The sequence below is a fragment of the Tistlia consotensis USBA 355 genome (assembly GCF_900177295.1).
In the GTDB taxonomy this organism is placed as follows: Bacteria; Pseudomonadota; Alphaproteobacteria; order Kiloniellales; family DSM-21159; genus Tistlia; species Tistlia consotensis.
Window position 1 is genome coordinate 72,925 of record NZ_FWZX01000001.1, and the last position, 22,839, is coordinate 95,763.

25 protein-coding genes and 1 riboswitch are annotated in these 22,839 nt (G+C 72.5%); of the genes, 5 read left to right on the top strand and 20 right to left on the bottom strand.

The annotated features are described in order from the left end of the window. Positions 1–15: 15 nt before the first annotated feature. Entirely contained in the window at positions 16–831 is an 816-nt protein-coding gene (locus B9O00_RS00355) for an SDR family NAD(P)-dependent oxidoreductase (RefSeq protein ID WP_085120440.1), read from the bottom strand. Positions 832–957: 126 nt separating this feature from the next. Between B9O00_RS00355 and B9O00_RS00360 the strand changes: the two genes are divergently transcribed. Then, complete coding sequence (locus B9O00_RS00360) at positions 958–1,395, top strand: PaaI family thioesterase (protein ID WP_085120441.1); 438 nt, start codon at positions 958–960, stop codon at positions 1,393–1,395. Between the two features lie 9 nt (positions 1,396–1,404). Here B9O00_RS00360 and B9O00_RS00365 read toward each other — a convergent pair whose 3' ends face one another. The 4 genes from B9O00_RS00365 to B9O00_RS00380 form a co-directional block, all read right to left on the bottom strand. Then, positions 1,405–2,184 carry an enoyl-CoA hydratase-related protein gene (locus B9O00_RS00365; RefSeq protein WP_085120442.1) on the bottom strand — a complete coding sequence of 260 codons (780 nt, stop codon included), beginning with the start codon at positions 2,182–2,184 and terminating at the stop codon, positions 1,405–1,407. A gap of 30 nt (positions 2,185–2,214) precedes the next feature. Then, positions 2,215–2,862, bottom strand: coding sequence for a thiamine phosphate synthase (gene thiE, locus B9O00_RS00370; protein WP_085120443.1), 648 nt, complete (start codon positions 2,860–2,862; stop codon positions 2,215–2,217). Next, complete coding sequence (gene thiM / locus B9O00_RS00375; protein WP_085120444.1) at positions 2,859–3,668, bottom strand: hydroxyethylthiazole kinase; 810 nt, start codon at positions 3,666–3,668, stop codon at positions 2,859–2,861. Before thiM ends, thiE begins: the two co-directional genes overlap by 4 nt. 238 nt (positions 3,669–3,906) lie before the next feature. Continuing rightward, entirely contained in the window at positions 3,907–5,031 is a 1,125-nt protein-coding gene (locus B9O00_RS00380) for a TRAP transporter substrate-binding protein (RefSeq protein WP_085120445.1), read from the bottom strand. A 60-nt stretch (positions 5,032–5,091) separates the two neighbouring features. Continuing rightward, positions 5,092–5,204, bottom strand: a riboswitch (TPP riboswitch). Positions 5,205–5,369: 165 nt separating this feature from the next. Between B9O00_RS00380 and B9O00_RS00385 the strand changes: the two genes are divergently transcribed. From B9O00_RS00385 to B9O00_RS00400, 4 genes are all read left to right on the top strand, one after another. Then, the gene (locus tag B9O00_RS00385) at positions 5,370–6,929 is read left to right on the top strand and encodes a hypothetical protein (RefSeq protein WP_085120446.1); all 1,560 of its coding nucleotides are present in this window, start codon (positions 5,370–5,372) and stop codon (positions 6,927–6,929) included. Between the two features lie 104 nt (positions 6,930–7,033). Further along, a complete protein-coding gene (locus B9O00_RS00390) occupies positions 7,034–7,609 on the top strand; it encodes a TetR/AcrR family transcriptional regulator (protein WP_085120447.1) in 576 nt (191 codons plus the stop codon). 70 nt (positions 7,610–7,679) lie between these two features. Next, positions 7,680–7,994 (top strand): YciI family protein, encoded by a 315-nt coding sequence (locus tag B9O00_RS00395; RefSeq protein WP_085120448.1) that lies wholly within the window; start codon positions 7,680–7,682, stop codon positions 7,992–7,994. Continuing rightward, on the top strand, positions 7,991–8,602 hold the full coding sequence (locus B9O00_RS00400) for a DNA-3-methyladenine glycosylase I (protein WP_085120449.1): 612 nt from the start codon (positions 7,991–7,993) through the stop codon (positions 8,600–8,602). The genes B9O00_RS00395 and B9O00_RS00400 overlap by 4 nt, the downstream gene beginning before the upstream one ends. 15 nt (positions 8,603–8,617) lie before the next feature. Here the strand turns inward: B9O00_RS00400 and B9O00_RS00405 are convergent, their stop codons facing one another. From B9O00_RS00405 to B9O00_RS00470, 15 genes are all read right to left on the bottom strand, one after another. Next, positions 8,618–9,229 (bottom strand): thiamine pyrophosphate-dependent enzyme, encoded by a 612-nt coding sequence (locus tag B9O00_RS00405; protein ID WP_085120450.1) that lies wholly within the window; start codon positions 9,227–9,229, stop codon positions 8,618–8,620. A gap of 5 nt (positions 9,230–9,234) precedes the next feature. Next, positions 9,235–9,759: a thiamine pyrophosphate-binding protein gene (locus B9O00_RS00410; RefSeq protein ID WP_085120451.1), complete on the bottom strand. Its 525-nt coding sequence runs from the start codon at positions 9,757–9,759 to the stop codon at positions 9,235–9,237. Positions 9,760–9,882: 123 nt separating this feature from the next. Continuing rightward, complete coding sequence (locus tag B9O00_RS00415) at positions 9,883–10,107, bottom strand: formate dehydrogenase subunit delta (RefSeq protein ID WP_085120452.1); 225 nt, start codon at positions 10,105–10,107, stop codon at positions 9,883–9,885. A gap of 15 nt (positions 10,108–10,122) precedes the next feature. Then, positions 10,123–12,975, bottom strand: coding sequence for a formate dehydrogenase subunit alpha (gene fdhF / locus B9O00_RS00420; protein WP_085120453.1), 2,853 nt, complete (start codon positions 12,973–12,975; stop codon positions 10,123–10,125). 235 nt (positions 12,976–13,210) lie between these two features. Continuing rightward, positions 13,211–14,776 carry a formate dehydrogenase beta subunit gene (locus tag B9O00_RS00425; protein ID WP_085120454.1) on the bottom strand — a complete coding sequence of 522 codons (1,566 nt, stop codon included), beginning with the start codon at positions 14,774–14,776 and terminating at the stop codon, positions 13,211–13,213. Next, entirely contained in the window at positions 14,773–15,273 is a 501-nt protein-coding gene (locus tag B9O00_RS00430) for an NADH-quinone oxidoreductase subunit NuoE family protein (RefSeq protein ID WP_085120455.1), read from the bottom strand. Before B9O00_RS00430 ends, B9O00_RS00425 begins: the two co-directional genes overlap by 4 nt. Before the next feature lie 129 nt (positions 15,274–15,402). Continuing rightward, positions 15,403–16,308 (bottom strand): LysR family transcriptional regulator, encoded by a 906-nt coding sequence (locus tag B9O00_RS00435; RefSeq protein WP_085120456.1) that lies wholly within the window; start codon positions 16,306–16,308, stop codon positions 15,403–15,405. Between the two features lie 100 nt (positions 16,309–16,408). After that, the gene (locus B9O00_RS00440; protein WP_159460050.1) at positions 16,409–17,647 is read right to left on the bottom strand and encodes a multidrug effflux MFS transporter; all 1,239 of its coding nucleotides are present in this window, start codon (positions 17,645–17,647) and stop codon (positions 16,409–16,411) included. A gap of 191 nt (positions 17,648–17,838) precedes the next feature. Further along, positions 17,839–17,976 (bottom strand): hypothetical protein, encoded by a 138-nt coding sequence (locus B9O00_RS32925; protein WP_159460051.1) that lies wholly within the window; start codon positions 17,974–17,976, stop codon positions 17,839–17,841. A gap of 103 nt (positions 17,977–18,079) precedes the next feature. After that, positions 18,080–18,745 (bottom strand): GntR family transcriptional regulator, encoded by a 666-nt coding sequence (locus B9O00_RS00445; protein ID WP_085120458.1) that lies wholly within the window; start codon positions 18,743–18,745, stop codon positions 18,080–18,082. Further along, positions 18,742–19,671 (bottom strand): aminotransferase class IV, encoded by a 930-nt coding sequence (locus B9O00_RS00450; RefSeq protein WP_085120459.1) that lies wholly within the window; start codon positions 19,669–19,671, stop codon positions 18,742–18,744. Before B9O00_RS00450 ends, B9O00_RS00445 begins: the two co-directional genes overlap by 4 nt. A gap of 2 nt (positions 19,672–19,673) precedes the next feature. Then, positions 19,674–20,468 (bottom strand): amino acid ABC transporter ATP-binding protein, encoded by a 795-nt coding sequence (locus tag B9O00_RS00455; RefSeq protein WP_085120460.1) that lies wholly within the window; start codon positions 20,466–20,468, stop codon positions 19,674–19,676. Further along, positions 20,465–21,130 (bottom strand): amino acid ABC transporter permease, encoded by a 666-nt coding sequence (locus tag B9O00_RS00460; protein WP_085120461.1) that lies wholly within the window; start codon positions 21,128–21,130, stop codon positions 20,465–20,467. Before B9O00_RS00460 ends, B9O00_RS00455 begins: the two co-directional genes overlap by 4 nt. A gap of 10 nt (positions 21,131–21,140) precedes the next feature. Next, positions 21,141–21,821 (bottom strand): amino acid ABC transporter permease, encoded by a 681-nt coding sequence (locus B9O00_RS00465; protein ID WP_085120462.1) that lies wholly within the window; start codon positions 21,819–21,821, stop codon positions 21,141–21,143. A gap of 285 nt (positions 21,822–22,106) precedes the next feature. After that, positions 22,107–22,724, bottom strand: a complete 618-nt coding sequence (locus tag B9O00_RS00470; protein ID WP_085120463.1) for a transporter substrate-binding domain-containing protein — start codon at positions 22,722–22,724, stop codon at positions 22,107–22,109. Positions 22,725–22,839: the final 115 nt, after the last annotated feature.

The following is a 22,839-nucleotide window of genomic DNA, read 5'->3' on the forward strand; positions in this document are numbered from 1 at the left end:
CCGCGAAGGCCGCCCCTAGACGCACTTCGCCGTCATGCCGCCGTCGACGACCAGCTCGGTCGCGGTGACGTACTTCGCCTCGTCGGAGGCCAGGAACAGCGAGGCGTAGGCGACGTCCCAGGCGTCGCCCATCCTGCCGGTCGGGCACTGGGCGTCGCGGATCGCGATCATCTTCTCGATGTCGCCGCCGGCGTAGGCGTCCTTCAGCGGCTCGCGGATCATCGGCGTGTTCATCAGGCCGGGCAGCACGGCGTTGGCCCGGATGCCCTTCTTGGCGTACTGCAGCGCGACCGAGCGCACGAAGGGGATGACCGCGCCCTTGCTGGCGTTGTAGGCGACATAGGGCACGCCGATGTCGCGGATGCCGGCGATCGAGGAGATCGCGACGATCGCCCCGCCCTTCCCCGTCGCCTCGAACTGCCGCTCCATGACCGGCAGCACGTGCTTCGAGCAGAGGAACAGGCTGGTCAGGTTGACGTCGAGCACCCGGCGCCAGGTCTCCTCGCTGGCCTCGACCGGGCCGCCCAGGCCCAGGATGCCGACGTTGAACTGCAGTACGTCGATGCCGCCCCAGGCGGCGAGGCAGTCCTCGACCAGCGCCGCGACCTGCGCGCCGTCGGTGACGTCGGCGCGGAAGGCCCGCGCCGTGCCGCCCTCGCCCTCGATGATCCCCACGGTCTCGGCCGCCGCCGCCGCGTTGACATCGACGCAGAGCACCCTGGCGCCCTCGCGCGCGAACAGCACCGCCGCTGCCTTGCCGTTGCCCCAGCCGGGCCCCGAGGAACCCGCCCCGATCACGATCGCCCGCTTGCCCTCGAGCCGTCCCGCCATCTCCGCTTCCTCCCTTTCCGTCGTCGCCTCGACCTATAGCGAAGCGCCGGCCGGGGCGGAAGCGGACGGCAGCCCCGCGGCCCGGGGGGCTGGACAGACTCCGCTGCGCCGCACAACCTGCCGGCCATGAGCGAGTCACCGATCGACACTCACGGCCCGGAGGGCGGCTTCCGCGACCTGGTCGGCTACCGGCTGGTGCGCTGGGAGGAGGACTACGCCGAGGTCGAGCTGGCCATCGGCAAGATCCACATGAACCGCTCGGGCCTGCTGCACGGCGGCGCCCTGGTGACGCTGCTCGACGCCGCCTGCGGCTACGCCGGCACCTGGTGCTCGGTGCCCGGCAACGTGCGCCGGGCCGTCACCCTGTCGCTGACCAGCCAGTTCATCTCGGGCGGCCGTCTGGGCGAGCGCGTGATCGCCAAGGCGCGGCGCACCGGCGGCGGGCGCACGATCTACTTCTCGACCGGCGAGGTCTTCGCCGAGGACGGCCGCCTGGTCGGTCGCGGCGACGGCACCTTCCGCCTGAAGCGCGGCAGCGAGAGCCTCGAGGGCGAGCCGGCGTAGGCGGCGCCCCTACCTGCCCTCGAACACCGGCCGCCGCTTGGCCAGGAAGGCGCGCACGCCCTCGCGGTAGTCGTCGCTGTCGCAGGACTGGAAGGGCTGGGCCAGCTCGACCGGGCTGAGCGGGCGCGGGTCGAGGGCGCGGGTCGCGTTCTGCTTGTGCCAGCGCGCGGCCAGCGGCGCGCCGGCGGCGATGCGGGCGGCCGAGGCCGCCAGCTCCTCCTCGAAGTCGGCGTCGGCGACGACCCGGTTGACCAGACGCTTCTCGTAGGCCTCCTGCGCCCCGATCACGCGGCCCTCGAGCAGCAGCTCCAGGGCGACGGCCCGGCCGACCAGCCGGACCAGCGGCACCAAGCCCTCGTAGGGCAGCACGTGGCCGATCCGGTTGATCGGGATGCCGAAGCGGGCCGAGGCGTTGCACAGGCGCAGGTCGCAGCAGAGGGCCAGCTCCAGGCCGCCGCCAGTGCAGGCGCCCTCGATCGCCGCCAGGGTCGGATGGGGCGAGTCGGTCAGCGCGTCGAGCGCCGGATGCATGGTCTCGGCATAGGCTTCCGCCTGGGCCGCCGAGAAGCGCTTGACCTCGAACTCCGAGATGTCGGCCCCGGCGCCGAAGGCCTTGCCGCCACGGCCGCGCAACAGCAGGCAGCGCAGGTCCTCCTCGGCGTTGAGCGCCTGCAGGATCTCGCCGAGCCGACGCCAGGTGTCGAGGTTCAGCGCGTTCATCCGCTCCGGCCGGTTGAGCCAGACCGTCGCCACCGCGCCGTCGCGCGTCACCTGTACCGTGTCCGTCATGCCGCCCTTCCCCTCCGTTGCGCCGGGAGGCTAGCGCGGCAGGCGCGCCGCCGCCACCGCCTCGACCAGGGCGCGCGCGGCGGCCTCGGGGTCGGGTGCGCCGGCGATCGCCGAGACCACGGCCACGCCGCCGGCGCCGGCGACGATCGGCACCGCGGCGCGCGCCGCATCGAGGCCGCCGATGGCGACGATCGGCAGGGCGGTCGCGCCGCGGATCAGGGCGATGCCGCCGGCGCCGCTCGCCGGCCGCGCGTCGGCCTTGCTGGCGGTCGGGAAGACCGGGCCGACGCCGAGGTAGTCGACCGCGCCCTCGGCGAGGCCGGCCAGCTGCTCCGGCGCATGCACCGAGAGGCCGAGCAGGCGGTCGGGCCCGATCGCCGCGCGCGCCGCCTCGGCCGCCAGGTCCTCCTGGCCGACGTGCAGACCCTCGGCCTCCAGGGCCGCGACCGCCTCGACCCGGTCGTTGACGACGAAGGGCACGCGCGCCTCGGCGCAGAGCCCCCGGACCGCGCGGCCGAGCGCCAGGTAGTCGGCCTCGGAGGCCTCCTTGTCGCGCAGCTGCACCAGGGTGACGCCGCCCCGGAGCGCCGCCGCGACGACCTCGGGCACCGGCCGGCCGCGGCAGTCGGCCGGGCCGACGACGAGGTAGACCGAGAGGTCGAAGACCGGGCGGCTCATCGATGCGCCTCGGCGATGCGCGCGGCGCGGTCGAGCTCCTCCGGCGCGAGGCCGTAGAGCCGGTCCAGGTAGCCGACGCGCAGGGACCCCGGGCCGGCGGCGGCCTCGACCGCCTGCTCGCCGGCGACGCCGACCAGGGCCAGGGCATGGACGGCGGCGACGAAGGGATCGGCCTCGACCGCCAGGCAGGCGCCGGTCAGGGCGGTCAGCGAGCAGCCGAGCGCGGTCACCCGGGTCATCATGGCGTGGCCGTTGGCGACCGTGGCGATGCGCCGGCCGTCGGTCACCCGGTCGATCGCCCCGGTGACCGCGACGACGCAGCCCAGGCGCCGGGCCAGCTCGTCGGCGGCCTCGGCCGCGCTTTCGACCGTGTCCGCGGCGTCGACGCCCTTGCCGCCGCTGTCCGCCAGCCCGGCCAGCGCCCGGATCTCCGAGGCGTTGCCGCGCACTACCGTCGGGGCGAGCGCGACCAGCCGCCGGCCGTTGTCGCGCCGGAAGGCGGTCGCGCCGACGCCGACCGGATCGAGCACCCAGGGCTTGCCCAGGGTCCGCGCCGTGCCGGCCGCCAGCTCCGCCGCCTCGATCCAGGCCGGCGAGAAGGTGCCCATGTTGACGGTCAGCGCAGCGGCCAGGGCGACGACCTCGGCGACCTCCTCGCGGGCGTGCGCCATCAGCGGCGAGGCGCCGGCCGCGAGCAGCGCGTTGGCCGCCAGGTCCATGGCGACGAAGTTGGTGATGTTGTGGACCAGCGGCCCCTGATGGCGGATCGCGGCCAGGGTGGCGCCGGGGGTAAGCAGGGTGGACATGAAGGGTTCCTTGGACGGGATGTTCTCTACGCGGGCCACACTTCCTTCGTCATCCCGGAAGCCGCTTTGCCCGGCAGCTTCGCTGCCGCTGCCGAAGCGAGCTGTCCGGGATCCAGGGGCCGCGCGCCACGGCGGAGCGGCCCTGGATCCCGGGTCGCAGGGCTCGCAACCCGAAGGCCGGTCGGCTTTCGGGCTCGCCTGGCGCCCGGGATGACGGAATCGAAGGGCATGCGGCCGCTCACGACGCCAGCTGCGCATCGAGCAGGGCATGGCGGCTGACCCGGCCCCAGGCGATCGAGGCCGTGCGGGCGGCCCGCCAGGACTCGAGGATGCGGCCATAGAGCGGGTCCTTGGCGGCGACCGTGTCCATGACGCCCTCGGCCTCGCGCTTGGCGGCCTGCAGCACCGGCTCGGGGAAGCGCAGCAGCGTCGTGCCGCCGGCCTCCAGGCCCTGCAGGCTCTGGGCGTTGTACCAGTCGGCCTCGGCGAGGCCGCGGGCGTTCTCGGCCTCGCAGGCGGTCTCGACCAGGCTCCTGAGCTCGGCCGGCAGGGCCGCCAGGGCCTTGGCGTTGACCAGGGCCTCGGCGCTGCCGTTCGGCTTGTCGAAGCCCGGCCAGTAGTAGTAGGGCGCGGCCTTGTTCAGGCCCAGGGCCGTGTCGCTCCAGGGCCCGAGGAACTCGGCGGCGTCGATCGTCCCGGTCTTGAGCGCGGTGAAGATCTCGCCGGGCGGGATCACCACCGGCGCCGCGCCGAGCCGGCGCAGGATCTCGCCGCCCAGGCCGGCGGCGCGGATCTTCAGGCCCTTCAGGTCCTCCAGCCCCTCGATCTTGCGCCGGTACCAGCCGGCCATCTGGAAGCCGGAGTTGCCGGCGAGATACGGCTTGACGCCGAAGGGGCCGTAGAGCTCGTCCCACAGCGCCTGGCCGCCGCCGTAGGCGATCCAGGCGTTGTGGCCCTCGGGCAGCAGGCCGAAGGGCGCGGTCGTGAAGATCGGCGCGATCGCCATCTTGCCGGCCCAGAACAGCGAGGCCGTGTGGCCCAGCTCGGCGGTGCCCGAGGAGACGGCGTCGAAGACCTCGAAGGCCGGCACCAGCTCGCCGGCGCCGAACACCTTGACGGTCAGGCGCCCGCCGCTGCCCTCGGTGATGCGCCGGGCGAGGCGCGCGGCGGTGGTTCCCGGTCCCGGCGCGTCGACCGGCCAGGAGGTCACCATCTTCCACTCGAAGCGGCTCTCGGCCCGGACCGCCGGCGCGGCCAGACTCCCGGCCAGGCCCGTGGACAGGGTGGCAGCGCCGAGCGCTGTGATGGAGGTCCCTGCACCGCCGATCAGGCGGCGCCGGGAAAAGGTCGGCTTGCGTTTCATCCTCGGCTCCTCGCGTGTCGATGCGGGGCCGTCGGCGCGTAAGACTCCTCGAGCGGGAGCATAGAGGCGTCGGCGACTCCCTGCGCTGGCATGATCCAGATCAGGTTCGGTGGGTCTGTTCTCAGCCTTCGCGCGCGGGCGAGCCCATGCGGAAGACACCCCAGGCCTAACGAGTCCGAAGATGGCAAGCCGTCACGCCACTGTCAAAGGGGAGCGCCCCGCGCGTCGCCCCCGCGACCCGATCCCGGCGTCACCGATGGTTGACTCACCGGCATCGACAGCGAAGCATTCCGGTTGAGACCGCCGTCGGGCGGCCGGGCCGGTTCGGGCGGGCGCGCATGAGCTACATCCAGACCGTCGCCTGCGAGGCGCTGACCGCGGCGCGCAGCGATCTGCTGAAGGCGCGGCGGATCCTGCTGCTCGCCGCCGGCCTGCTGGCGCTGATCCACCTGCTGTCCGTCCATCCCTATCTGAAGACGGCGCGCGAGATCGCGGCGCTCGAGGCGGAGATGGCCGGCAACGCCGCCCTGCTCGCGCGGCTCGATCCCGAGATCGAGCGCCTGCGAACGGCCGAGCAGAGCGCCGGCCAGCGGGTCGACAGGCTGCTCGACGCGGTCACCGCGGAGATGATCGGCCGCTTCGCCGCCTTGAGGACGATGGTGGAGCGCACGCTGCGGGGCGAGCCGCCCGTCGCCGATCGTCCGCCGAGCCCGGTCCAGTGGCCGCAGGCGCAGAACGCACCGGCGATGCAGCAGCAGATGCAGCAACTGCCGATGCAGCAGCCGATGCTGCAGCAGCAGATCCAGCCGTTGCCGGGCAGCGAGGCGCCGGGCAGCGAGGCGCCGGGCCAGTCGATCGTCATCCTGCCCGGCCAGGGCCCGCCGCCTCCGGCCGTGCCGCCGGAGCTGAAGCCGATCCTGCAGGCGCTGGCCGCCGACGCGCAGGACGCCGGCGAGCGGCTGGTCGCCTATGCCCGGCAGCAGATCGTCGCCGCCGCCTATGCGCATGCCCAGGCCGACTGGAGCCGGGAGATCCGGCCCGCCTACCTGAGCGCCCTCGCGGCGACGGCGGCAACGGCCCGGCAGGCGGCGGACGAGGCGGCCCGGAGCGCGAGCGGCCCGGCCGCGCAGACCGCCGCCATGCAGACCGCCACCGCCCTGCGTGCCGCGGCCGACGAGCTGGACAGCCAGCGCGCCGCGGTCGAGGCGATCGAGATCCGCCACGACAAGGCCGTCGACGAGGCCCTCGGCGGCGACTGGTGGCGCACCGTCGGCGGCAAGATCGACTACGGCCAGGCGGTCAAGGACAGCATCACCGCGCAGATGCGCCAGATCGGCGAGGTCGCCACGGCGCCGGTCGCCGGCATCCGCAAGATCCTGGCGCTCCAGCAGGGGCTGCGCGACGCGCTGGGCAAGCGGCAGGAGCGGCTGGAGAAGCAGTTCGCCGAGCAGCGCAGCCAGCTCGCGGCGCTCTCCGGCACCTCGGGCGCGATCCCGGTCGACCTAGTCAGCTTCATCGGCCTCTTCCCGCTGGTGCTCGGCGTGGTCCTCGGCCTGCTGCTGCTGCGCGCCGGCCAGGCCCGGCGCGAGGCCGCCCTGGCCGCCGCGGACCTGGCCCTCGCGGCACCCGAGGAGCGGGAGACCCGCAGCTGGCTGGCCCGCCGGGCGCTCGGCGGCTCCGCGCCCGGCGCCCTCGCCGTCACCGCCGCCCTGGCGCTGGCCGCCCTGCTGTGGATCGCGCTCGCCGCCCGGCAGCTGGCCGACTGCCCGATGACGCCGCCGCTCGCGCCCTGGACCAGCGGCGCCCTCGCCGCGCTCCTGGTGCTCGCCGGCGCCTTCTGGGACGCCGCCGCGATCCGGCGCCTCGCCGCCGAGCTGCAGCGCCGAGGCCCGCCTTGACCGACTAGGACAATTGTCCTAGGAATGCGCGATAGGACAGTTGTCCCAATCCGCTTCGAGCCGCGAGGGCCGGTCATGTCTCCAGGGACGGGAAGGCGTCTTCCATGAGCGCCGGCGCGACCCGCCAGCAGATCGTCGAGGCAGCCGACGAGCTGTTCTACCGGCAGGGCTACGCGCACAGCTCCTTCGCCGACATCGCGGCGGCGGTGCGGATCTCGCGCGGCAACTTCTACTACCACTTCAAGACCAAGGACGAGATCCTCGAAGCGGTGATCGCCCTGCGTCTGGCCCGGACCCGCGAGATGCTCGACCGCTGGGAGGCCGAGGGCGACGGCCCCGCCGAGCGGATCCGCTGCTTCATCCGGATCCTCGTCGCGAACCGCGCGAAGATCCTGCTCTACGGCTGCCCGGTCGGGACGCTCTCGAGCGAGCTGGCCAAGCTCGACCACGGCGCGCAGGCGCAGGCCAACGGGATCTTCGCCCTGTTCCGCGACTGGCTGCGCCGGCAGTTCGAGCTGCTCGGGCTCGGCGCCGAGGCCGACCGGCTGGCGATGTCGCTGCTGGCCCGCAGCCAGGGCGTGGCGACCCTGGCCAACGCCTTCCGCGACGAGGCCTTCCTGCGCGAGGAGGTCGAGGCGCTGTGCGACTGGCTGGACGCCTGCGTGCGCCAGCCCGCCTGACCCGCCAACGTGACCCACTCACGTGACCCGCTACCCCCGCTCCGCAACCCGATCGAAGGAACCGGACCCGATGTTCATCGTCCTGCTGAAGTTCACCGAGAACCGGGCCCAGGCGCCGCGCTTCCTGGAGGGCCACAAGGCCTGGATCCAGCAAGGCCTCCAGGACGGCGTCTTCCTGCTCGTCGGCAGCCTGAAGCCCGAGGCCGGCGGGGCGATCCTGGCGCACGGCGCCTCGCTGCCGGAGCTGGAGGCCCGGCTCGCCGAGGACCCCTTCGTCGGCGAGAAGGTGGTCAGCGCCGAGATCCTGGAGATCGCGGCGGCCCGCACCGACGCGCGGCTGAGCTTCCTGCTGGAGGCGGCGACCCAGGGGAAGGTGGCACCATGAGCGACACGGTCGTCGGGTCGGACGGCCGGCCGCGCTGCCGCTGGTCCGCCGCCGCGCCCGAGTTCCTCGACTACCACGACCGGGAATGGGGCTTCCCGGTCGAGGACGACCGCCGGCTCTTCGAGAAGCTCTGCCTCGAAGGCTTCCAGTCCGGGCTGAGCTGGCGCACGATCCTGGCCAAGCGCGAGAACTTCCGAGCCGCCTTCCACGGCTTCGACTTCGAGCGGGTCGCGCGCTTCGGCCCGGCCGACCTCGAGCGGCTGTTCCGGGACCAGGGCATCGTCCGCCACCGCGGCAAGATCGAGGCGGCGATCAACAACGCGCAGCGGGCGCGGGAGCTGGTCCGGCAGGAAGGCTCGCTGGCCGCCTTCGTCTGGCGCTACGAGCCCGATCCGGCGAAGCGCGCGGGCCCTCAGACCGTCTCGACCTCCCCGGAGTCCGTCGCGCTCTCGAAGGAGCTCAAGAAGCGCGGCTGGAGGTTCGTCGGCCCGACCACGGTCTACGCCTTCATGCAGGCCATGGGCCTGGTCGACGACCATGTCGAGGGCTGCGCGATCCGGGACGAGGTCGAGCGGGCGCGCAGGGCCTTCGCGCGACCGGGCCGCTGAGCGGCCGACGGCGCGTCAGCTCGCGGCGAAGCCGAGGTGGGTGCGGAAGCGGTTCTTGATCTGGACGCCGTCGCGCGACGGCAGGGAGCGCGGCGGGTTGTCGGCCGCGATCTTGATCGCGAAGAGCCGCGGCCCCTCGGCCGCCTCGCGCAGCGTCGCGGCCAGCGCCTCGACCTCCTGCAGCGTGCGGGCGGTGCCGGTCGCCGCGAAGCCGCAGGCCGCGGCGACCGCCGCGAGGTCGATGCCGCGGCCGGTGTGGCTCGCCTGCATGCCGGTCTCGCCGTAGTGCTGGTTGTCGAGCACCACGATGTCGAGGTTGCGCGGCCCCGCCACCGCGATGGTCGCGAGGCCGCCCAGGGCCATCAGCTGCTCGCCGTCGCCGGTGACGACCAGGACCCGCCGGTCCGGCTGCGCCTGGGCGAGGCCGAGGCCGACCAGCGCGGCACCGCCCATGGCGCCCCAGAGGTAGTAGTTGTCGTCCCGGTCGCCGAGGGCGTGGACGTCGTAGGTCGGCGAGCCGAGGCCGGTGACGACGAGCCTGTTGCCGCGGTCCCGGAGCAGGGCCGCGACCGCCGCGCGGCGGCCGAGGCCCGGCAGGCTGTTCGAGTCGCTGTTCGAGTCGGGCATCGGCCTCACCACTTCTTGCGGCCGAGCAGGCGCTGGCCGATCAGCACGGCGATCTGCTGGTCCGCCTCGTAGGCGAGGGCGGCGCCTGCCTCGACGGCCTCGACCAGGTCCGCAGGGGTCTCCGCACGCAGGACCCGCACCCCGATCGCCTCCAGCGCCGGCTGCGTCGCCCGGCTCATCGGCACCTGCCAGGGATTGAACTCGGCCCACTCGCCGCGCATCGTCACCAGCATCAGCAGCGGGAAGCGGCCGATCGCCGAGAGCGACAGCATGTTGATGCAGTTGCCGACGCCGCTCGACTGCATCAGCAGCACGCTCCGCTGGCCGCCGAGCCAGGCGCCGGCCGCGATGGCCACCCCCTCCTCCTCCGTCGTCAGCACGTTGGCGACGACCTCGGGGTCCTCGTCGAAGAGCTCGATCAGCCGGCTGTGCCCGGCGTCGGGGACATAGGCCACCTGGCGGACCTCGGCGGCCTTCAGCACGCGATGGAGATCCAGGGGCCAGTCGGGCCCTTCTTCCGCGTTCGGCATGGCGCCCTCCGATCTTCCGTTCCGGCCGGAGCCTAGCCGTTCGAGATCACGAAGGCTGCTGTCGCTTCCCAAGATCAGCCATGACGATATGCCGTCTCTCGCCCGGTGACGCGCGCCGCGTGGTCAGACCCGGGCCCTCTCCCCGACGACCTCCTTGGCCGCCGCCAGGGCGACCGGGCTCAGCCCCTCGCCGCCGGCCGCGACCAGCGCCGCCAGCTTCTCCCGCATGCGCGGGTCCCAGAAGTCGCGGATGTGCCGGGCGACGGCGTCGACGGCCTCGTCGCGCGGGTAGGCGCCGTGGAAGGCGGCGATCTGGTTGACCTTGCGGGTCAGGTCCTCGGGGGTCACGGGACTCGGCCTCCCCTACTCGGCCGCCGGCGCGGCGACGCGGTAGTGGCGCCCCTTGCGCTCGCGATGCCGCTCCTGCCAGTCGGAGGGCAGGTTCGACAGCATGACCTGCACCGCGGTCACCTTGTACTCGGGGCACTCGGTCGCCCAGTCGGAGTAGTCGGTGGTGATCACGTTGGCGCCGGTCAGCGGGTGGTGGAAGGTCGTGTAGACCACGCCCTGGGGCACCCGCTCGGTGACGGTGGCGCGCAGGGTCGTGGCGCCGACCCGGCTGGCGACTGAGACCAGGTCGCCCTCGCCGACGCCGCGCTCCTCGGCGTCGAAGGGATGGATCTCCAGCCGGTCCTCGCCGTGCCAGCGCAGGTTCTCGGTGCGCCGGGTCTGGGCGCCGACGTTGTACTGGCTGAGGATCCGGCCGGTGGTCAGGATCAGCGGGAAGAAGCGGCTGGTCCGCTCGTCAGTCGGCACGAACTCGGTCAGCATGAAGCGGCCCTTGCCGCGCACGAAGCCGCCGACGTGCATGATCGGGCTGCCGTCGGGGTGGGCCTCGTTCACCGGCCACTGCAGCGAGCCCTCGCGGTCCAGGCGGCCGTGGCTGACGCCGGCGAAGGCCGGGGTCAGGCGCGCGATCTCGTCCATGATCTCGGCGGCCGAGCCGTAGCGCATCGGATAGCCCAGCGCCTCGGCGAGGCGGCAGACCGCCGCCCATTCCGACAGGCCGCAGGCCTCCCTCATCACCGGACGGACGCGGTTGATGCGCCGCTCGGCGTTGGTGAAGGTGCCGTCCTTCTCCAGGAACGAGGTGCCGGGCAGGAAGACGTGGGCGTAGGCCGCGGTCTCGTTGAGGAAGAGGTCCTGAACGACGACGCAGTCCATGGCCTCGAGCGCCGCCGTGACGTGGCGGGTGTTGGGATCGGACTGGGCGATGTCCTCGCCCTGGACGAAGAGGCCGCGGAACGAGCCGTCGACGGCGGCGGCCAGCATGTTGGGGATGCGCAGGCCCGGCTCGGGCGACAGCGTCACGCCCCAGTCGGCCTCGAAGCCGCCGCGCACGGCGGCGTCGGCGACGTGGCGATAGCCCGGCAGCTCGTGCGGGAAAGAGCCCATGTCGCAGGAGCCCTGCACGTTGTTCTGGCCGCGCAGCGGGTTCACGCCGACGCCCTCGCGCCCGATGTTGCCGGTCGCCATGGCGAGGTTGGCGAGCGCGATGACCATGGTCGAGCCCTGGCTGTGCTCGGTGACGCCGAGGCCGTAGTAGATCGCGCCGTTGCCGCCGGTCGCGTAGAGCCGGGCCGCGGCGCGCAGCCGCTCGGCCGGCACGCCGATGATCTCCTCCAGGGCCTCGGGGCTGTTGCGCTCCTCGGCGACGAAGGCGCGCCAGCGCTCGAACTCGGCGGTGTCGCAGCGCGCCGCGACGAAGGCGCCGTCGACCAGCTGCTCGGTGACGATGGTGTGGGCCAGCGCGTTCATCACCGCGACGTTGGTGCCGGGCCGGAGCTGGAGATGCTCGGCCGCCGCGACATGCGGGCTCCTCACCAGGTCGATGCGCCGCGGGTCGACGACGATCAGCTTCGCGCCCTGGCGCAGCCGCTTCTTCAGGCGCGAGGCGAAGACCGGGTGGCCGTCGGTCGGGTTGGCGCCGATCAGCAGGATCACGTCGGCGCGCTCGACCGAGCGGAAGTTCTGGGTGCCGGCCGAGGTGCCGAAGGTCGACTTCAGGCCGTAGCCGGTCGGCGAGTGGCAGACCCGCGCGCAGGTGTCGACGTTGTTGTTGCCGAAGGCCGCGCGGATCATCTTCTGGACGACGAAGACCTCCTCGTTGGTGCAGCGCGACGAGGTGACGCCGCCGATCGCGCCCTTGCCGTGCCCGGCTTGGATCGCCTTGAAGCGCCCGGCGGCGAAGCCGATCGCCTCGTCCCAGGAGACCGGGCGCCAGGGATCGGTGATGCGCTCGCGTACCATCGGCGTGGTGACGCGGTCGCGGTGCGTCGCGTAGCCCCAGGCGAAGCGGCCCTTGACGCAGGAATGGCCCTCGTTGGCGCCGCCGTCCTTCCAGGGCACCATGCGCACCACCTCGTCGCCCTTGAGCTCGGCCTTGAAGGAGCAGCCGACGCCGCAGTAGGCGCAGGTCGTCAGCACGCTGCGGCTCGGCAGCCCCGCCTCGACGACCTTCTTCTCCTCCAGGGTCGCGGTCGGGCAGGCCTGGACGCAGGCGCCGCAGGACACGCAGTCGGAGGCGAAGAAGTCCTCGGAGGCGAGCCCGGCCGAGACCTTGGAGGCGAAGCCGCGGCCCTCGATGGTCAGGGCGAAGGTGCCCTGGACCTCCTCGCAGGCGCGCACGCAGCGCGAGCAGACGATGCACTTGGCCGGATCGAACTGGAAATAGGGGTTCGAGGCGTCGACAGCCTCGCGGCTCGCCGCGTCGAAGTGGTTTTCGCCACAGAAGCCGTAGCGCACCTCGCGCAGGCCGACGACGCCGGCCATGTCCTGCAGCTCGCAGTCGCCGTTGGCCGAGCAGGTCAGGCAGTCGAGCGGGTGGTCGGAGATGTAGAGCTCCATGGTGCCGCGGCGCAGCCGCGCCAGGCGCTCCGACTGGGTCGTGACCTTCATGCCGGGCCGGACCGGCGTGGTGCAGGAGGCCGGCGTGCCCTTGACGCCCTCGATCTCGACCAGGCAGAGCCGGCAGGAGCCCCAGGCCTCCAGGCTGTCGGTGGCGCAGAGCTTCGGCAGCGGCCGCTCAACCACCTGGGCCGCGCGCATCACCGAGGTGCCCTCGGGCACGGTCACCGCGATGCCGTCGATCTCCAGCGTGACCGGCGCGCCCGCGCGCGCCGGCGTGCCGTGGTCGGTTTCCTTGATCAGGGTCATGGTGATGTTCCTCTGCGATCAGCGACCGGCCACACTGTCATCGTCATCCCGGAAGCCGCTTTGCCCGAAAGCTCTGCTTTCGTCGGCAAAGCGAGCTATCCGGGACCCAGGGGCCACAAGCCGTGGCGGAACGGCCCTGGGTCCCGGGTCGCAAGGCTCGCAGGCCGGACGCCTGTCGGCGTCCAGGCTCGCCTAGTGCCCGGGACGACGGGAAGAGAGAAGCGCTGATCATTCGCTACTCCGCCGCCGCGGCCGGCGCGCGGCCGAAGTCCTCCGGGAAGAGGCGCAGGGCGGAGAGCACCGGCATCGGGGTCAGGCCGCCCATGGCGCAGAGCGAGCCGTCGGCCATCAGCTCGCAGAGCTCCTCGACCAGGGCGAGGTTGCGGGCGAGGTCTCGGTCGCCGAGGATCCGCTCCAGGGCCTCCTTGCCGCGCACCGCGCCGATCCGGCAGGGCGTGCACTTGCCGCAGCTCTCGATCTCGCAGAACTCGAAGGCGAAGCGGGCCATGCGGGCCATGTCGACCGTGTCGTCGAAGACCACGATGCCGCCGTGGCCGAGCAGGCCGCCGGCCGCCGCGACACTCTCGTAGTCCATCGCCGTGTCGAGCTGGGCCGCGCCGACGTAGGCGCCGAGCGGGCCGCCGAGCTGGGCCGCACGGAACGGCCGGCCACTCGCCGTGCCGCCGCCGAAGTCCTCGATCAGCGCACGCAGGCTGACGCCGAAGGCCTTCTCGACCAGGCCGCCGCGCCGGACGTTGCCGGCCAGCTGGAAGGCCTGGGTGCCGCGCGAGCGGCCCTGGCCGAAGTCGCGGTAGAAGGCGGCGCCCCGCGCCAGGATGGTCGGCACGGCGGCCAGGGTCAGCACGTTGTTGACCAGGGTCGGCCTGCCGAACAGGCCGGCGACGGCCGGGATCGGTGGCTTGGCGCGCACCGTGCCGCGCCGCCCCTCCAGGCTCTCCAGCATGGCCGACTCCTCGCCACAGATGTAGGCGCCGGCGCCGCGGCGGACCTCCAGGCGGAAGGTCCGGCCCGAGCCGCCGAGGTCGTCGCCCAGCCAGCCGGCCTGCTCCATCACGCAGATCGCCCGCTTCAGGACCTCGATCGCCCGCGGGTACTCGGAGCGCAGGTAGACGAAGCCCTGCCCGGCGCCGGTCGCAAGGCCGGCGATGGCCAGGCCCTCGATCAGCAGGAAGGGGTCGCCCTCGATCAGCAGGCGGTCGGCGAAGGTGCCGGAATCGCCCTCGTCGGCGTTGCAGCAGACGTACTTGGACCCGCCGTCGGGGCCCGCCGGCTGCTCCAGCACGGTGCGCCACTTGATGCCGGCCGGGAAGCCGGCGCCGCCGCGGCCGCGCAGGCCGGAGTCGGTGACCGCGTCGACGATCTCCGCCGGGGTCAGCGCCAGGGCACGGCGCAGCCCGGCCAGGCCGCCCTGAGCCTCGTAGCCGGCGAGATCGAGGGGCTCGATGACGCCGACGCGCGCGAAGGTCAGGCGCTCCTGGTCCTTCAGGTAGGGAATCTCCTCGGTCGGGCCCTGGCAGAGCGGATGGCCGGCGCCCTCCAGCAGGCCGCGGTCGAGCAGGCCCGGCACGTCGTCCGCCGCGACCGGGCCGTAGGCGATCCGGCCGGCCGGGGTCTCGACCTCGAGCAGCGGCTCCAGCCAGAACAGGCCGCGCGAGCCGTTGCGCCGCAGCCGGAGCTCGAGGCCGCGCGACGCCGCCTCGTTGAGCAGCGCCGCCGCGACCGCGTCGGCACCGACCGAGGCCGCGGCGGAATCGCCGGGCAGCCAGAGCGTGACGGTCATCGCGCCTCCTCCTCGGCGAACGCCTCGGCGACCAGGCGCTCCAGCCGATCCGCGCCGAGCCGGCCGTGCAGGCGCCCGTTGACCGTGCCGGCCGGTCCCAGAGCGCAGTTGCCGAGGCAGTAGACCGCCTCGAGCGTGACGCCGTCGGCCGCGGTCTCGCCGAGCGCGGCGCCGCGCTGCTCCAGAGCCTCGTCGATCAGGGCGAGCGCGCCACGGGCCTGGCAGGCCTCGGCGCGGCACAGCCGCACGACGACGGGCCCGGCCGGCGCCCGCCGGAAGTCGTGATAGAAGCTGGCGACGCCGTGGACCTCGGCGCGACCCAGGTTGAGCGCTTCGGCGATCACCGGCAGCGCCGCCTCGGGGACGTGCCCGGCCAGCTCCTGCAGGTCGTGGAGGATCTCGATCAGCCGCTCCGGCGCGTCGCCGTGGCGGGCGCAGAGCGCCCGCAGCACCGCCGTGTCAAGGGAATCCGCTGGTGTCGCGCCGTCGGCCTGCATCGCCTCGCTCCGCCCCTGCCAAGCGGGCGCAGGGTCGGACAAAGCGGCAAGCCGCTGCCAATCGATTCTCCCTATGCGCCGATTGGGCCGCCTTATGCCTTGGGTCAACTCGTCGGGCTCCCTGAATGGCTACAGCCGCGCCGTCAGCTCGCCGGGCAGGCGGTAGGCGGTGGCGGCCTCGAGCAGCGCCTCGACGACCAGCGGCAGCGGATCGCGGTCGAGGGTGACCAGGCCGACGGTGTGCTCGACCGTCGGCTCGACCAGCGGGATCGCGCGGATGCCGTCGTCGCCGATCATGCCGACGAAGAGCTCCGGCAGCACGCTGGCCAAGCCGCCGACCCGGACGTAGGCGCAGAGGTTCATGATCGAGCTGCTCTCGACCTCGGGGGTCGGCCGGCAGTCGGCGCGCAGGAAGGCGGCGTCGACGATGCGCCGGTTCTGCATGTTCGGCGTCAGGGCGCAGAGCGGGTGCTCGGCGGCCTCCGACCAGGAGACCCGCCTGCGCTCGGCCAGCGGATGGTCGAGGCGCACGAACAGCCGGTAGCGCTCGCGGTAGAGCGGGCGGACGACCGCCCGGTCGATCGGCTCGTTGTCCAGATAGGTGACGCCGGCGTCGATCGAGAACTCCTCGAGCTGCTGGCGGATCTCCTCGGAGCTCATCGAGGCGACGGAGAAGCCGAGGCCGGGGAAGCGGCCGTGCACCACGCCGGTCAGCGGCGGCAGGGTCGGCAGCGCCGAGGGGATGACGCCGAGCGCGACCCGGCCGCTCGGCGCGCCGCGGGTCAGGGCCAGCTCGTCCTTCAGGTTGTCGCAGTTCTCCAGGATCTTGAGCGCCCAGCCGAGCACCCGCTTGCCCTCGGGCGTCAGGTCGTGGAAGCGCTGGCCGCGCTCGACCACCGGCACGCCGAGCTCCTGCTCGAGCTGGCGGATCCGCCCGGAGAGGGTCGGCTGGGTGACGTTGCAGGCCGCGGCCGCGCGCGTGAAGTGTCGCTCCCGCGCCAGGGCGGCGAGGTACTGCAACTGCCGGATATCCATCTGGGCGTGATTCGCTGCGTTGTCGAAAGGAACGCAGAAAAATGCACAAGAATGCAGGGTCGCGCCAGACGCCCAGGCGCCACTGGCTGTCCTCCAAGCGTCACTCGGCGCCGGACGCCCCGGAGATCGGCTCGGCGAGCCGGGGCCCGCGGCCGTGCAGCAGCAGCAGGTAGGCCGCGATCGCCAGCAGGATCGAGAGCGCCATGGTGCCGGTCATCGCGACCGCCGAGCTGAAGGGCCCGATCAGCGCGGTCAGCAGGGCGCTGGCAGCCGCGCCCATGAGCATCTGCAGGGAGCGGATCACGCCGGAGGCGGCGCCGGCCATGTGCGGCAGCGGGTGGATCGCGGCATGGTTCATGCTGGGCGCCGAGAGGCCGAAGGCGAAGATCATGCCGAACACGCAGGGGATGATCGTCGCGACCCTGACCCAGCCGGCCAGGGCGGCGGCGAAGGCGGCGCCGATGCAGAGCCCGGTGCCGGCCAGGCAGAACGCGACCAGGCGGCCGGCCGGCATCTCCAGGCGGCTGAGCCTGGCCGAGAGCAGCGAGCCCATGATCAGCCCCGCCGAGGTCAGGGCGAAGATCGCCGAGAACCAGAACTTCGAGATGCCCAGGTCCTCGAGCAGCAGGGTCGGCGAGCCGGAGACATAGGCGAAGAGCGCCGCAAAGCCGAAGGCGAAGCAAAGCGCGTAGCCGAGGAACTCCCGGGTGCCGAGCACCGTCGCGTAGTTGCGGACCAGCCTCGCCGCATGCAGCGGCTGGCGCCGCTCGCGCGGCAGGGTCTCGGCGAACAGCAGGCCGACGACCAGGGCCATCACGGCGCCCCAGGCGCCCTGGGCGAGATAGATCGCGCGCCAGTCGGCGACGCTCAGCACCAGGCTGCCGAGCGCCGGGGCGATCAGCGGCGCGACGCCGATCATGGCGGTGACCTGGGACAGCCGCTGGCGGGCGGTCGCCCCCTCGAAGACGTCGCGCACGATGGCCAGCGGCAGCACGACGCCCATGCCGGCCGCAGTGCCCTGCAGGAAGCGGCCGAGCAGCAGGGTCAGGAAGGAGGGCGCCGCGGCGCAGACCAGCGAGGCCAGCGCGAAGGCGCTCAGCGCGCCGAGCAGCGACGGCCGGCGGCCGAAGCGGTCGGCCAGCGGGCCACCGATCAGCGGCGAGATCAGGAAGCCGGCGACGAAGAGGCTGAGCGTCAGGGCGCCCTGGCCGGAGGGCTCGCCGAAGCTCGCCTCGATGCCCGGCACCGCCGGCAGGTTCATGTCGATCGAGATCGGCGGCAGCGCCGACAGCGAGGCCAGGAACGCGGTATAGCCGACGGAACTGGTTTTCAGCGCCAAACGAATCCCCCTGCCACGCGACTCTCCCTGGCCGGCTGCCTGCTGCACGACGCCGGAGCGCCGCCCCGGCGACCCGCGGCCGGCACTCATATTGCATCGCAACATGAGAGTAGCGCCGCGCCGGCCGATTGCGACCTGCGGAACGGACATGGCAGCCGACAGGCGGCCATCCCAGCAGGGAGTTCGGTCGGTCAGTGGATGACGAAGTACCAGATCAGCACGACGCCGACGCCGATGGTGCTGAGCGTCGTCGACCAGATCAGCGTGCGCCAGGCGGTCCTGCTGCGCTCGCCCTGGCGGGCCTCCTGGGTGTTCTTCTCGACCGTCATAGCCAAGCCTTCCGTCTGACAGCGGTGGGGGGCGCCGGCGGTCGCCCGGCGCCATCCCGTCGGCAAAGGCCCGCGCCCGGGAACGTTCCGCTGTCCCGGAGCCTCAGATGAACGAGAGGGTGCGCGCCAGACCCTGGCGCATGTGGCTCTCCAGGTGCGCCAGCATGGCCTCGAGGTCCTCGCCGCAGGCCAGCGCGACGTAGCGGTCGTGTGCCTCGCGCAGCGGCCCGGCGCGGCCGTGGGCGCGCTGGTGCAGCACGAAATAGAACTGCAGGTTCGGCCGGATGCGCTGCCAGGACTCGAGCAGCAGGCGGTGGCCGCTCAGCTCGTAGCACCAGGAATGCAGCTCCATCTCCAGGTCGATGGCCCGGTCGGGCTGGTCGCCGGCGGCGATCGCCGCGTCCAGGCGCGCGTTGCGGCGGCGCAGCTCGGCCAGCGCCTCCGGCGTGCGCTTCGGCCAGGCCTGGCGGAAGGCGAACTGCTCGAGCGCTGTGCGCAGGGAATAGAGCTCCTCCAGGTCGGCGCGGGTCACCGAGCGCACGAATAGGCCCTTGTAGGGCTCGCTGACCAGCAGGCCGCGCTCGACCAGCTCGCGGATCGCCTCGCGCAGCGGCGCGCGGCTGACGCCGAGCCTGCCGGCGAGCTCGGCCTCGGTCAGGCGGCTTCCGGGCGCGAGATCGCCGGACACGATCAGCTGGCGCAGGCGCTGGGCGATCTGGCCGCGCCGGGTGCGGTCCTCGATCGGCTTCAGGGCCGCGAGGTCGGTCATGCCGCCGGCCTTTCGATCAGCGCCTTGTAGAGCGCGCGGATGCGCCGGGTCACCGGCCCGGCCCCGCCCTCCCCGATCCGGCGGCCGTCGATCTCGACGACCGGCGTCTGGGCGCCGAAGGTGCCGGTGATGAAGGCCTCCTCGGCGCCGTAGGCGTCGACCAGCGAGAAGTTGCGCTCGAACACCGGGATCGCGTTCTCGCGGCACAGCCGGATGACCTTGCCGCGGGTGATGCCGTTGAGGCAGTAGTCGCCGGTCGAGGTCCAGACCTCGCCCTTGCGCACGACGAAGAAGTTGCAGGAGTTGGTCGTGTTGACGAAGCCGTGGGGGTCGAGCATCAGCGCCTCGTCGTAGCCCGCCTTCTGGGCATGGATGCCGGCCAGGATGCAGTTCAGCTTGGAGTGCGAGTTGAGCTTGGGGTCCTGGCTGATCGGCAGGCCGCGGACGATCGGCACGGTGAACAGGCGGATGCCGCGCCGGAAGGTCTCTTCCGAGGGCGTCGAGTGCTCCATGATGATGACCACCGTCGGCCCGCTCCGCGACAGGCGCGGGTCCTGGAAGGGCTTGGCCTTGACGCCGCGGGTCACCATCAGGCGGGCATGGACGTTGGTGGTCATGCCGTTGGCCGCCGCGGTCGCGTCGAGCGCCGCGACGACGCCGGCGCGGTCGAGGCCGATGTCGAGGTCGATCGCCTTGGCGGCCTCGAACAGCCGGTCCAGGTGCTCCTCCAGGAAGGCCCAGCGGCCGTCGTAGAGGCGCAGGCCCTCCCAGACGCCGTCGCCGAGCAGGAAGCCGGAATCGTAGACCGAGACCTTGGCCTCGGCCCGCGGCACGATCGCGCCGTCGAGGTAGATCCGGATGTCCTCGTTGCGCGGATCGGCCTCGGCGTCGTGGGTGGAGAGGTGGCTGGACGCGCTCTCGGCCATGGTCAGAACTCCGCCTCCGGCAGGCGGAAGCTGGCGTGGCCGCGCAGGAACTCGCGGGTCCGCGCCTCGCGGGGGCGCACCAGCAGCTCGTCGGGCGGGCCCTCTTCGTGGATCCGCCCGTCGTGCAGGAACAGCACCTTGTCGGCGACCGCGTAGGCGAAGCCGAGCTCGTGCGTGACGATCAGCATGGTCATCCCTTCGTCAGACAGGTCCTTCATGGTCTGCAGCACCTCGCCGACCAGCTCCGGGTCGAGCGCCGAGGTCGCCTCGTCGAACAGCATCAGGCGCGGCTCCATGGCCAGCGCCCGGGCGATCGCGACGCGCTGCTGCTGGCCGCCCGAGAGGTGCGAGGGGTAGGCATCCATCTTGTCGGCGAGGCCGACCTTGGCGAGGTAGCGCCCGGCGCGCTCGCGGCATTCGGCGCGCGGCAGGCGCAGCACGGTGCGCGGCCCCTCCATGACGTTCTCGCGCGCGGTCATGTGCGGGAAGAGGTTGAAGTGCTGGAAGACCATGCCGACGTGGGCGCGGATCGGGATCAGCTCGGCCTCGCGGTAGAGCACGGCGCCGTCGCGCTCCCGCCCGACCGCCGTGCCGTCGATGACGACGCGACCGGCGCTCGGGATCTCCAGGAAGTTGACGCAGCGCAGCAGCGTCGACTTGCCCGAGCCCGAGGCGCCGAGCAGCACCACCGCCTCGCCCTTGGCGACCGAGAGGTCGATGCCCTTCAGCACCTCGGTCGCACCGAAGGCCTTGCGCAGGCCCTCGATGCGCAGGACTTCGCCCCCCTGCTCGCTCACTCGCTCCTCCTCAGGCGGCGCTCGACCTGCTGCATGGCCAGGGCGAGCGGATAGATCAGCGCGAAGAAGATCAGCGCGACCACGGTGTAGGTCTCGATCGGATTGAAGTTGTAGGTCGAGATCGTCTTGGCCTGGTGCATCAGCTCGCCGTAGGCGATGACCGAGGCCAGCGAGGTCATCTTCATCAGCTCGACCGCGCGGTTCATGAAGGCCGGGACCATGCGCTTGACCGCCTGGGGCAGGATGATCCGGGTGAGCTGCTGGCCGTAGGTCATGCCCAGCGCCCTGGCCGCCTCCCACTGGCCGCGGCCGAGCGACTGGATGCCGCCGCGGTAGATCTCCGCGGCGAAGGCCGTGGTGTTGAGGCTGAGCCCCAGGGTCGCGGCGAGGAAGGGGTCGATGTCGATGGGCACCAGGATCGGGAAGGCGAAGTAGAACCAGATGATCTGGACCAGGGCCGGGGTGTTGCGGAAGACCTCGACGAAGGCGCTGGCCGGCCAGTTGACCCAGCGGTTGCGCGAATAGCGCGCCGCACCGACGAAGGCGCCGGCCGTGAGGCCGAGGACGAGGCAGAGCACGCCGAGCTCGACCGTGTGCAGCAGGCCGATCAGCAGCAGCTTGCGGCTCGCGATGACGCTGGTGAAGTCCCAGACGTGATCCATCCGGCCCCCCCTAGTGCGCCGTCGTCTCGCCGCTGCGGGCGAGCCGCCGCTCCAGGCCGCGCACCGAGAGCGACAGCGGGAACAGCACGACGAAGTAGAGGACCGCGGCGACGGTGAAGACCTCGAGCGGCCGGTAGGTCCGCTGGGCGATGTTGTTGGCCTGGTACAGCAGGTCGGCATAGGAGACCGTGGCGACCAGGGTCGTGGTCTTCATCAGCTCGATGACGCGTTCCAGGAAAGCCGGGATCATGCGCTTGACCGCCTGGGGCAGCACGACCCGGCGCAGCGCCTGGCCACGCGCCATGCCGATCGCCTTGGCGGCCTCCCACTGGCCCCTCTCGATCGAGACGATGCCGCCGCGGAAGACCTCGGCGAAGAAGGCCGAGGACTGGATCGAGAAGGTCAGCACCGAGGCCCGGAAGGGATCGATCTCGATGCCGGTGAGCAGCGGCAGGGCGAAGAAGAACCAGAACAGCTGGACGATCGGCGGCGTCGAGCGGAAGAACTCGACGACCAGGCCGACCGGCGCCCTGAGCCAGCGCCGCGGCGACAGCCGGCCGAGCGCCAGGGCGAGGCCGAGCGGCAGGCCGAAGGCCAGCGCCAGCCCGGTCACCTTGAGCGTGTTGGCCAGGCCGAGCAGCAGCAGGTCGGCGTTGCGCAGGACGATCCCGAAGTCCCACTCGTAGCCCATTCAGGTCCCTCCGAGGCTGCACTGCGCGGCCGGGGTCCGCGCCGCGGCTTTCTCCTCCCGCTCGTCATCCTCGCGAAAGCGAGGATCCAGAAGACGATGCCGTGGGCACGAACCACCGACGGCCCGAGCAGGCGACGCTTTCCTCTGGATCCTCGCTTTCGCGAGGATGACGAAGGAAGAGGAGGCCGGTAAGAGAAGGGCGGGCGACGCTTTCATCGCAGCAGAAGGGCGAAGCGGACGCAGCCGGCCCGCCGTCGGACGGCGGACCGGCCCGGCCGACGCCCCCTACCAGTCCTCGCGGCGGATCGCCGGCACGCTCTTCGGGTCGACGCCGAACTTCCTGAGGAACTCCTCGTACCAGGCCTGGGTCTGCCCGGTGTCGTAGTAGTAGGAGATCGCGGTGTTGACCCAGTCGCGCCAGCGCTTGTTCGGCTCCAGGCGCACCGCGACCTTGACGCCCTCCTTGTTGAGGTCGTCCCAGGTCGAGATCTTCATGTCGTCGCGGGCCAGCACCGCGAGGGCGTACCAGAGCATCGGGTGCGCCGGGAAGTCGACGGCGAGCGCGCGCTGCGGGGTCGCGTCGAGCACGAACATGATGTCGATCTTGTCGGCCTGCAGCGCGGCGATCGCGGTGCCCCAGGTCACCTCGACCGGCTCGAACTTGACGCCCAGCTCCTTGGCCATCTGCTTGCCCATGGCCGAGCCCAGGCCCTCCCACTCCCCGCTCGCCGGGTCCTTGGAGAACCAGGGCGGCGCCTCGGTGACGCCGACTCTCAGCGAACCGCGGTCGTGGATGGCGTCCCAGGTCGACGGCTCCTCGGCCGCCGCGGAGGGCGGCTGCAGGGCGGCGACGGCAAGGGCGAAGGCGGCGGCGAGGCACGCCAACGCGGTACGGCGAAGCATGGCTTGGTCCCCCTGTTCTCGCGTTCTCTCGACGCGTCCCCCACGGACGCGCGCTCTCCCGCAGCAAGCATCGTCAGATTGTCGACAATCTGTCAATCGACAGAAGCCGCCGAAG

What these genes read in the sequence shown, in the direction of transcription:
- B9O00_RS00465 (WP_085120462.1), bottom strand. Translation starts at nt 21,821, where the DNA reads ATGGGCTACGAGTGGGACTTCGGGATCGTCCTGCGCAACGCCGACCTG.
- B9O00_RS00430 (WP_085120455.1), bottom strand. Translation starts at nt 15,273, where the DNA reads ATGCAGGCCGACGGCGCGACACCAGCGGATTCCCTTGACACGGCGGTG.
- B9O00_RS00460 (WP_085120461.1), bottom strand. Translation starts at nt 21,130, where the DNA reads ATGGATCACGTCTGGGACTTCACCAGCGTCATCGCGAGCCGCAAGCTG.
- B9O00_RS00435 (WP_085120456.1), bottom strand. Translation starts at nt 16,308, where the DNA reads ATGGATATCCGGCAGTTGCAGTACCTCGCCGCCCTGGCGCGGGAGCGA.
- B9O00_RS00400 (WP_085120449.1), top strand. Translation starts at nt 7,991, where the DNA reads ATGAGCGACACGGTCGTCGGGTCGGACGGCCGGCCGCGCTGCCGCTGG.
- B9O00_RS00450 (WP_085120459.1), bottom strand. Translation starts at nt 19,671, where the DNA reads ATGGCCGAGAGCGCGTCCAGCCACCTCTCCACCCACGACGCCGAGGCC.
- fdhF (WP_085120453.1), bottom strand. Translation starts at nt 12,975, where the DNA reads ATGACCCTGATCAAGGAAACCGACCACGGCACGCCGGCGCGCGCGGGC.
- thiM (WP_085120444.1), bottom strand. Translation starts at nt 3,668, where the DNA reads ATGTCCACCCTGCTTACCCCCGGCGCCACCCTGGCCGCGATCCGCCAT.
- B9O00_RS00360 (WP_085120441.1), top strand. Translation starts at nt 958, where the DNA reads ATGAGCGAGTCACCGATCGACACTCACGGCCCGGAGGGCGGCTTCCGC.
- B9O00_RS00425 (WP_085120454.1), bottom strand. Translation starts at nt 14,776, where the DNA reads ATGACCGTCACGCTCTGGCTGCCCGGCGATTCCGCCGCGGCCTCGGTC.
- B9O00_RS32925 (WP_159460051.1), bottom strand. Translation starts at nt 17,976, where the DNA reads ATGACGGTCGAGAAGAACACCCAGGAGGCCCGCCAGGGCGAGCGCAGC.
- thiE (WP_085120443.1), bottom strand. Translation starts at nt 2,862, where the DNA reads ATGAGCCGCCCGGTCTTCGACCTCTCGGTCTACCTCGTCGTCGGCCCG.
- B9O00_RS00405 (WP_085120450.1), bottom strand. Translation starts at nt 9,229, where the DNA reads ATGCCCGACTCGAACAGCGACTCGAACAGCCTGCCGGGCCTCGGCCGC.
- B9O00_RS00365 (WP_085120442.1), bottom strand. Translation starts at nt 2,184, where the DNA reads ATGACGGACACGGTACAGGTGACGCGCGACGGCGCGGTGGCGACGGTC.
- B9O00_RS00385 (WP_085120446.1), top strand. Translation starts at nt 5,370, where the DNA reads ATGAGCTACATCCAGACCGTCGCCTGCGAGGCGCTGACCGCGGCGCGC.
- B9O00_RS00380 (WP_085120445.1), bottom strand. Translation starts at nt 5,031, where the DNA reads ATGAAACGCAAGCCGACCTTTTCCCGGCGCCGCCTGATCGGCGGTGCA.
- B9O00_RS00470 (WP_085120463.1), bottom strand. Translation starts at nt 22,724, where the DNA reads ATGCTTCGCCGTACCGCGTTGGCGTGCCTCGCCGCCGCCTTCGCCCTT.
- B9O00_RS00390 (WP_085120447.1), top strand. Translation starts at nt 7,034, where the DNA reads ATGAGCGCCGGCGCGACCCGCCAGCAGATCGTCGAGGCAGCCGACGAG.
- B9O00_RS00445 (WP_085120458.1), bottom strand. Translation starts at nt 18,745, where the DNA reads ATGACCGACCTCGCGGCCCTGAAGCCGATCGAGGACCGCACCCGGCGC.
- B9O00_RS00355 (WP_085120440.1), bottom strand. Translation starts at nt 831, where the DNA reads ATGGCGGGACGGCTCGAGGGCAAGCGGGCGATCGTGATCGGGGCGGGT.
- B9O00_RS00410 (WP_085120451.1), bottom strand. Translation starts at nt 9,759, where the DNA reads ATGCCGAACGCGGAAGAAGGGCCCGACTGGCCCCTGGATCTCCATCGC.
- B9O00_RS00395 (WP_085120448.1), top strand. Translation starts at nt 7,680, where the DNA reads ATGTTCATCGTCCTGCTGAAGTTCACCGAGAACCGGGCCCAGGCGCCG.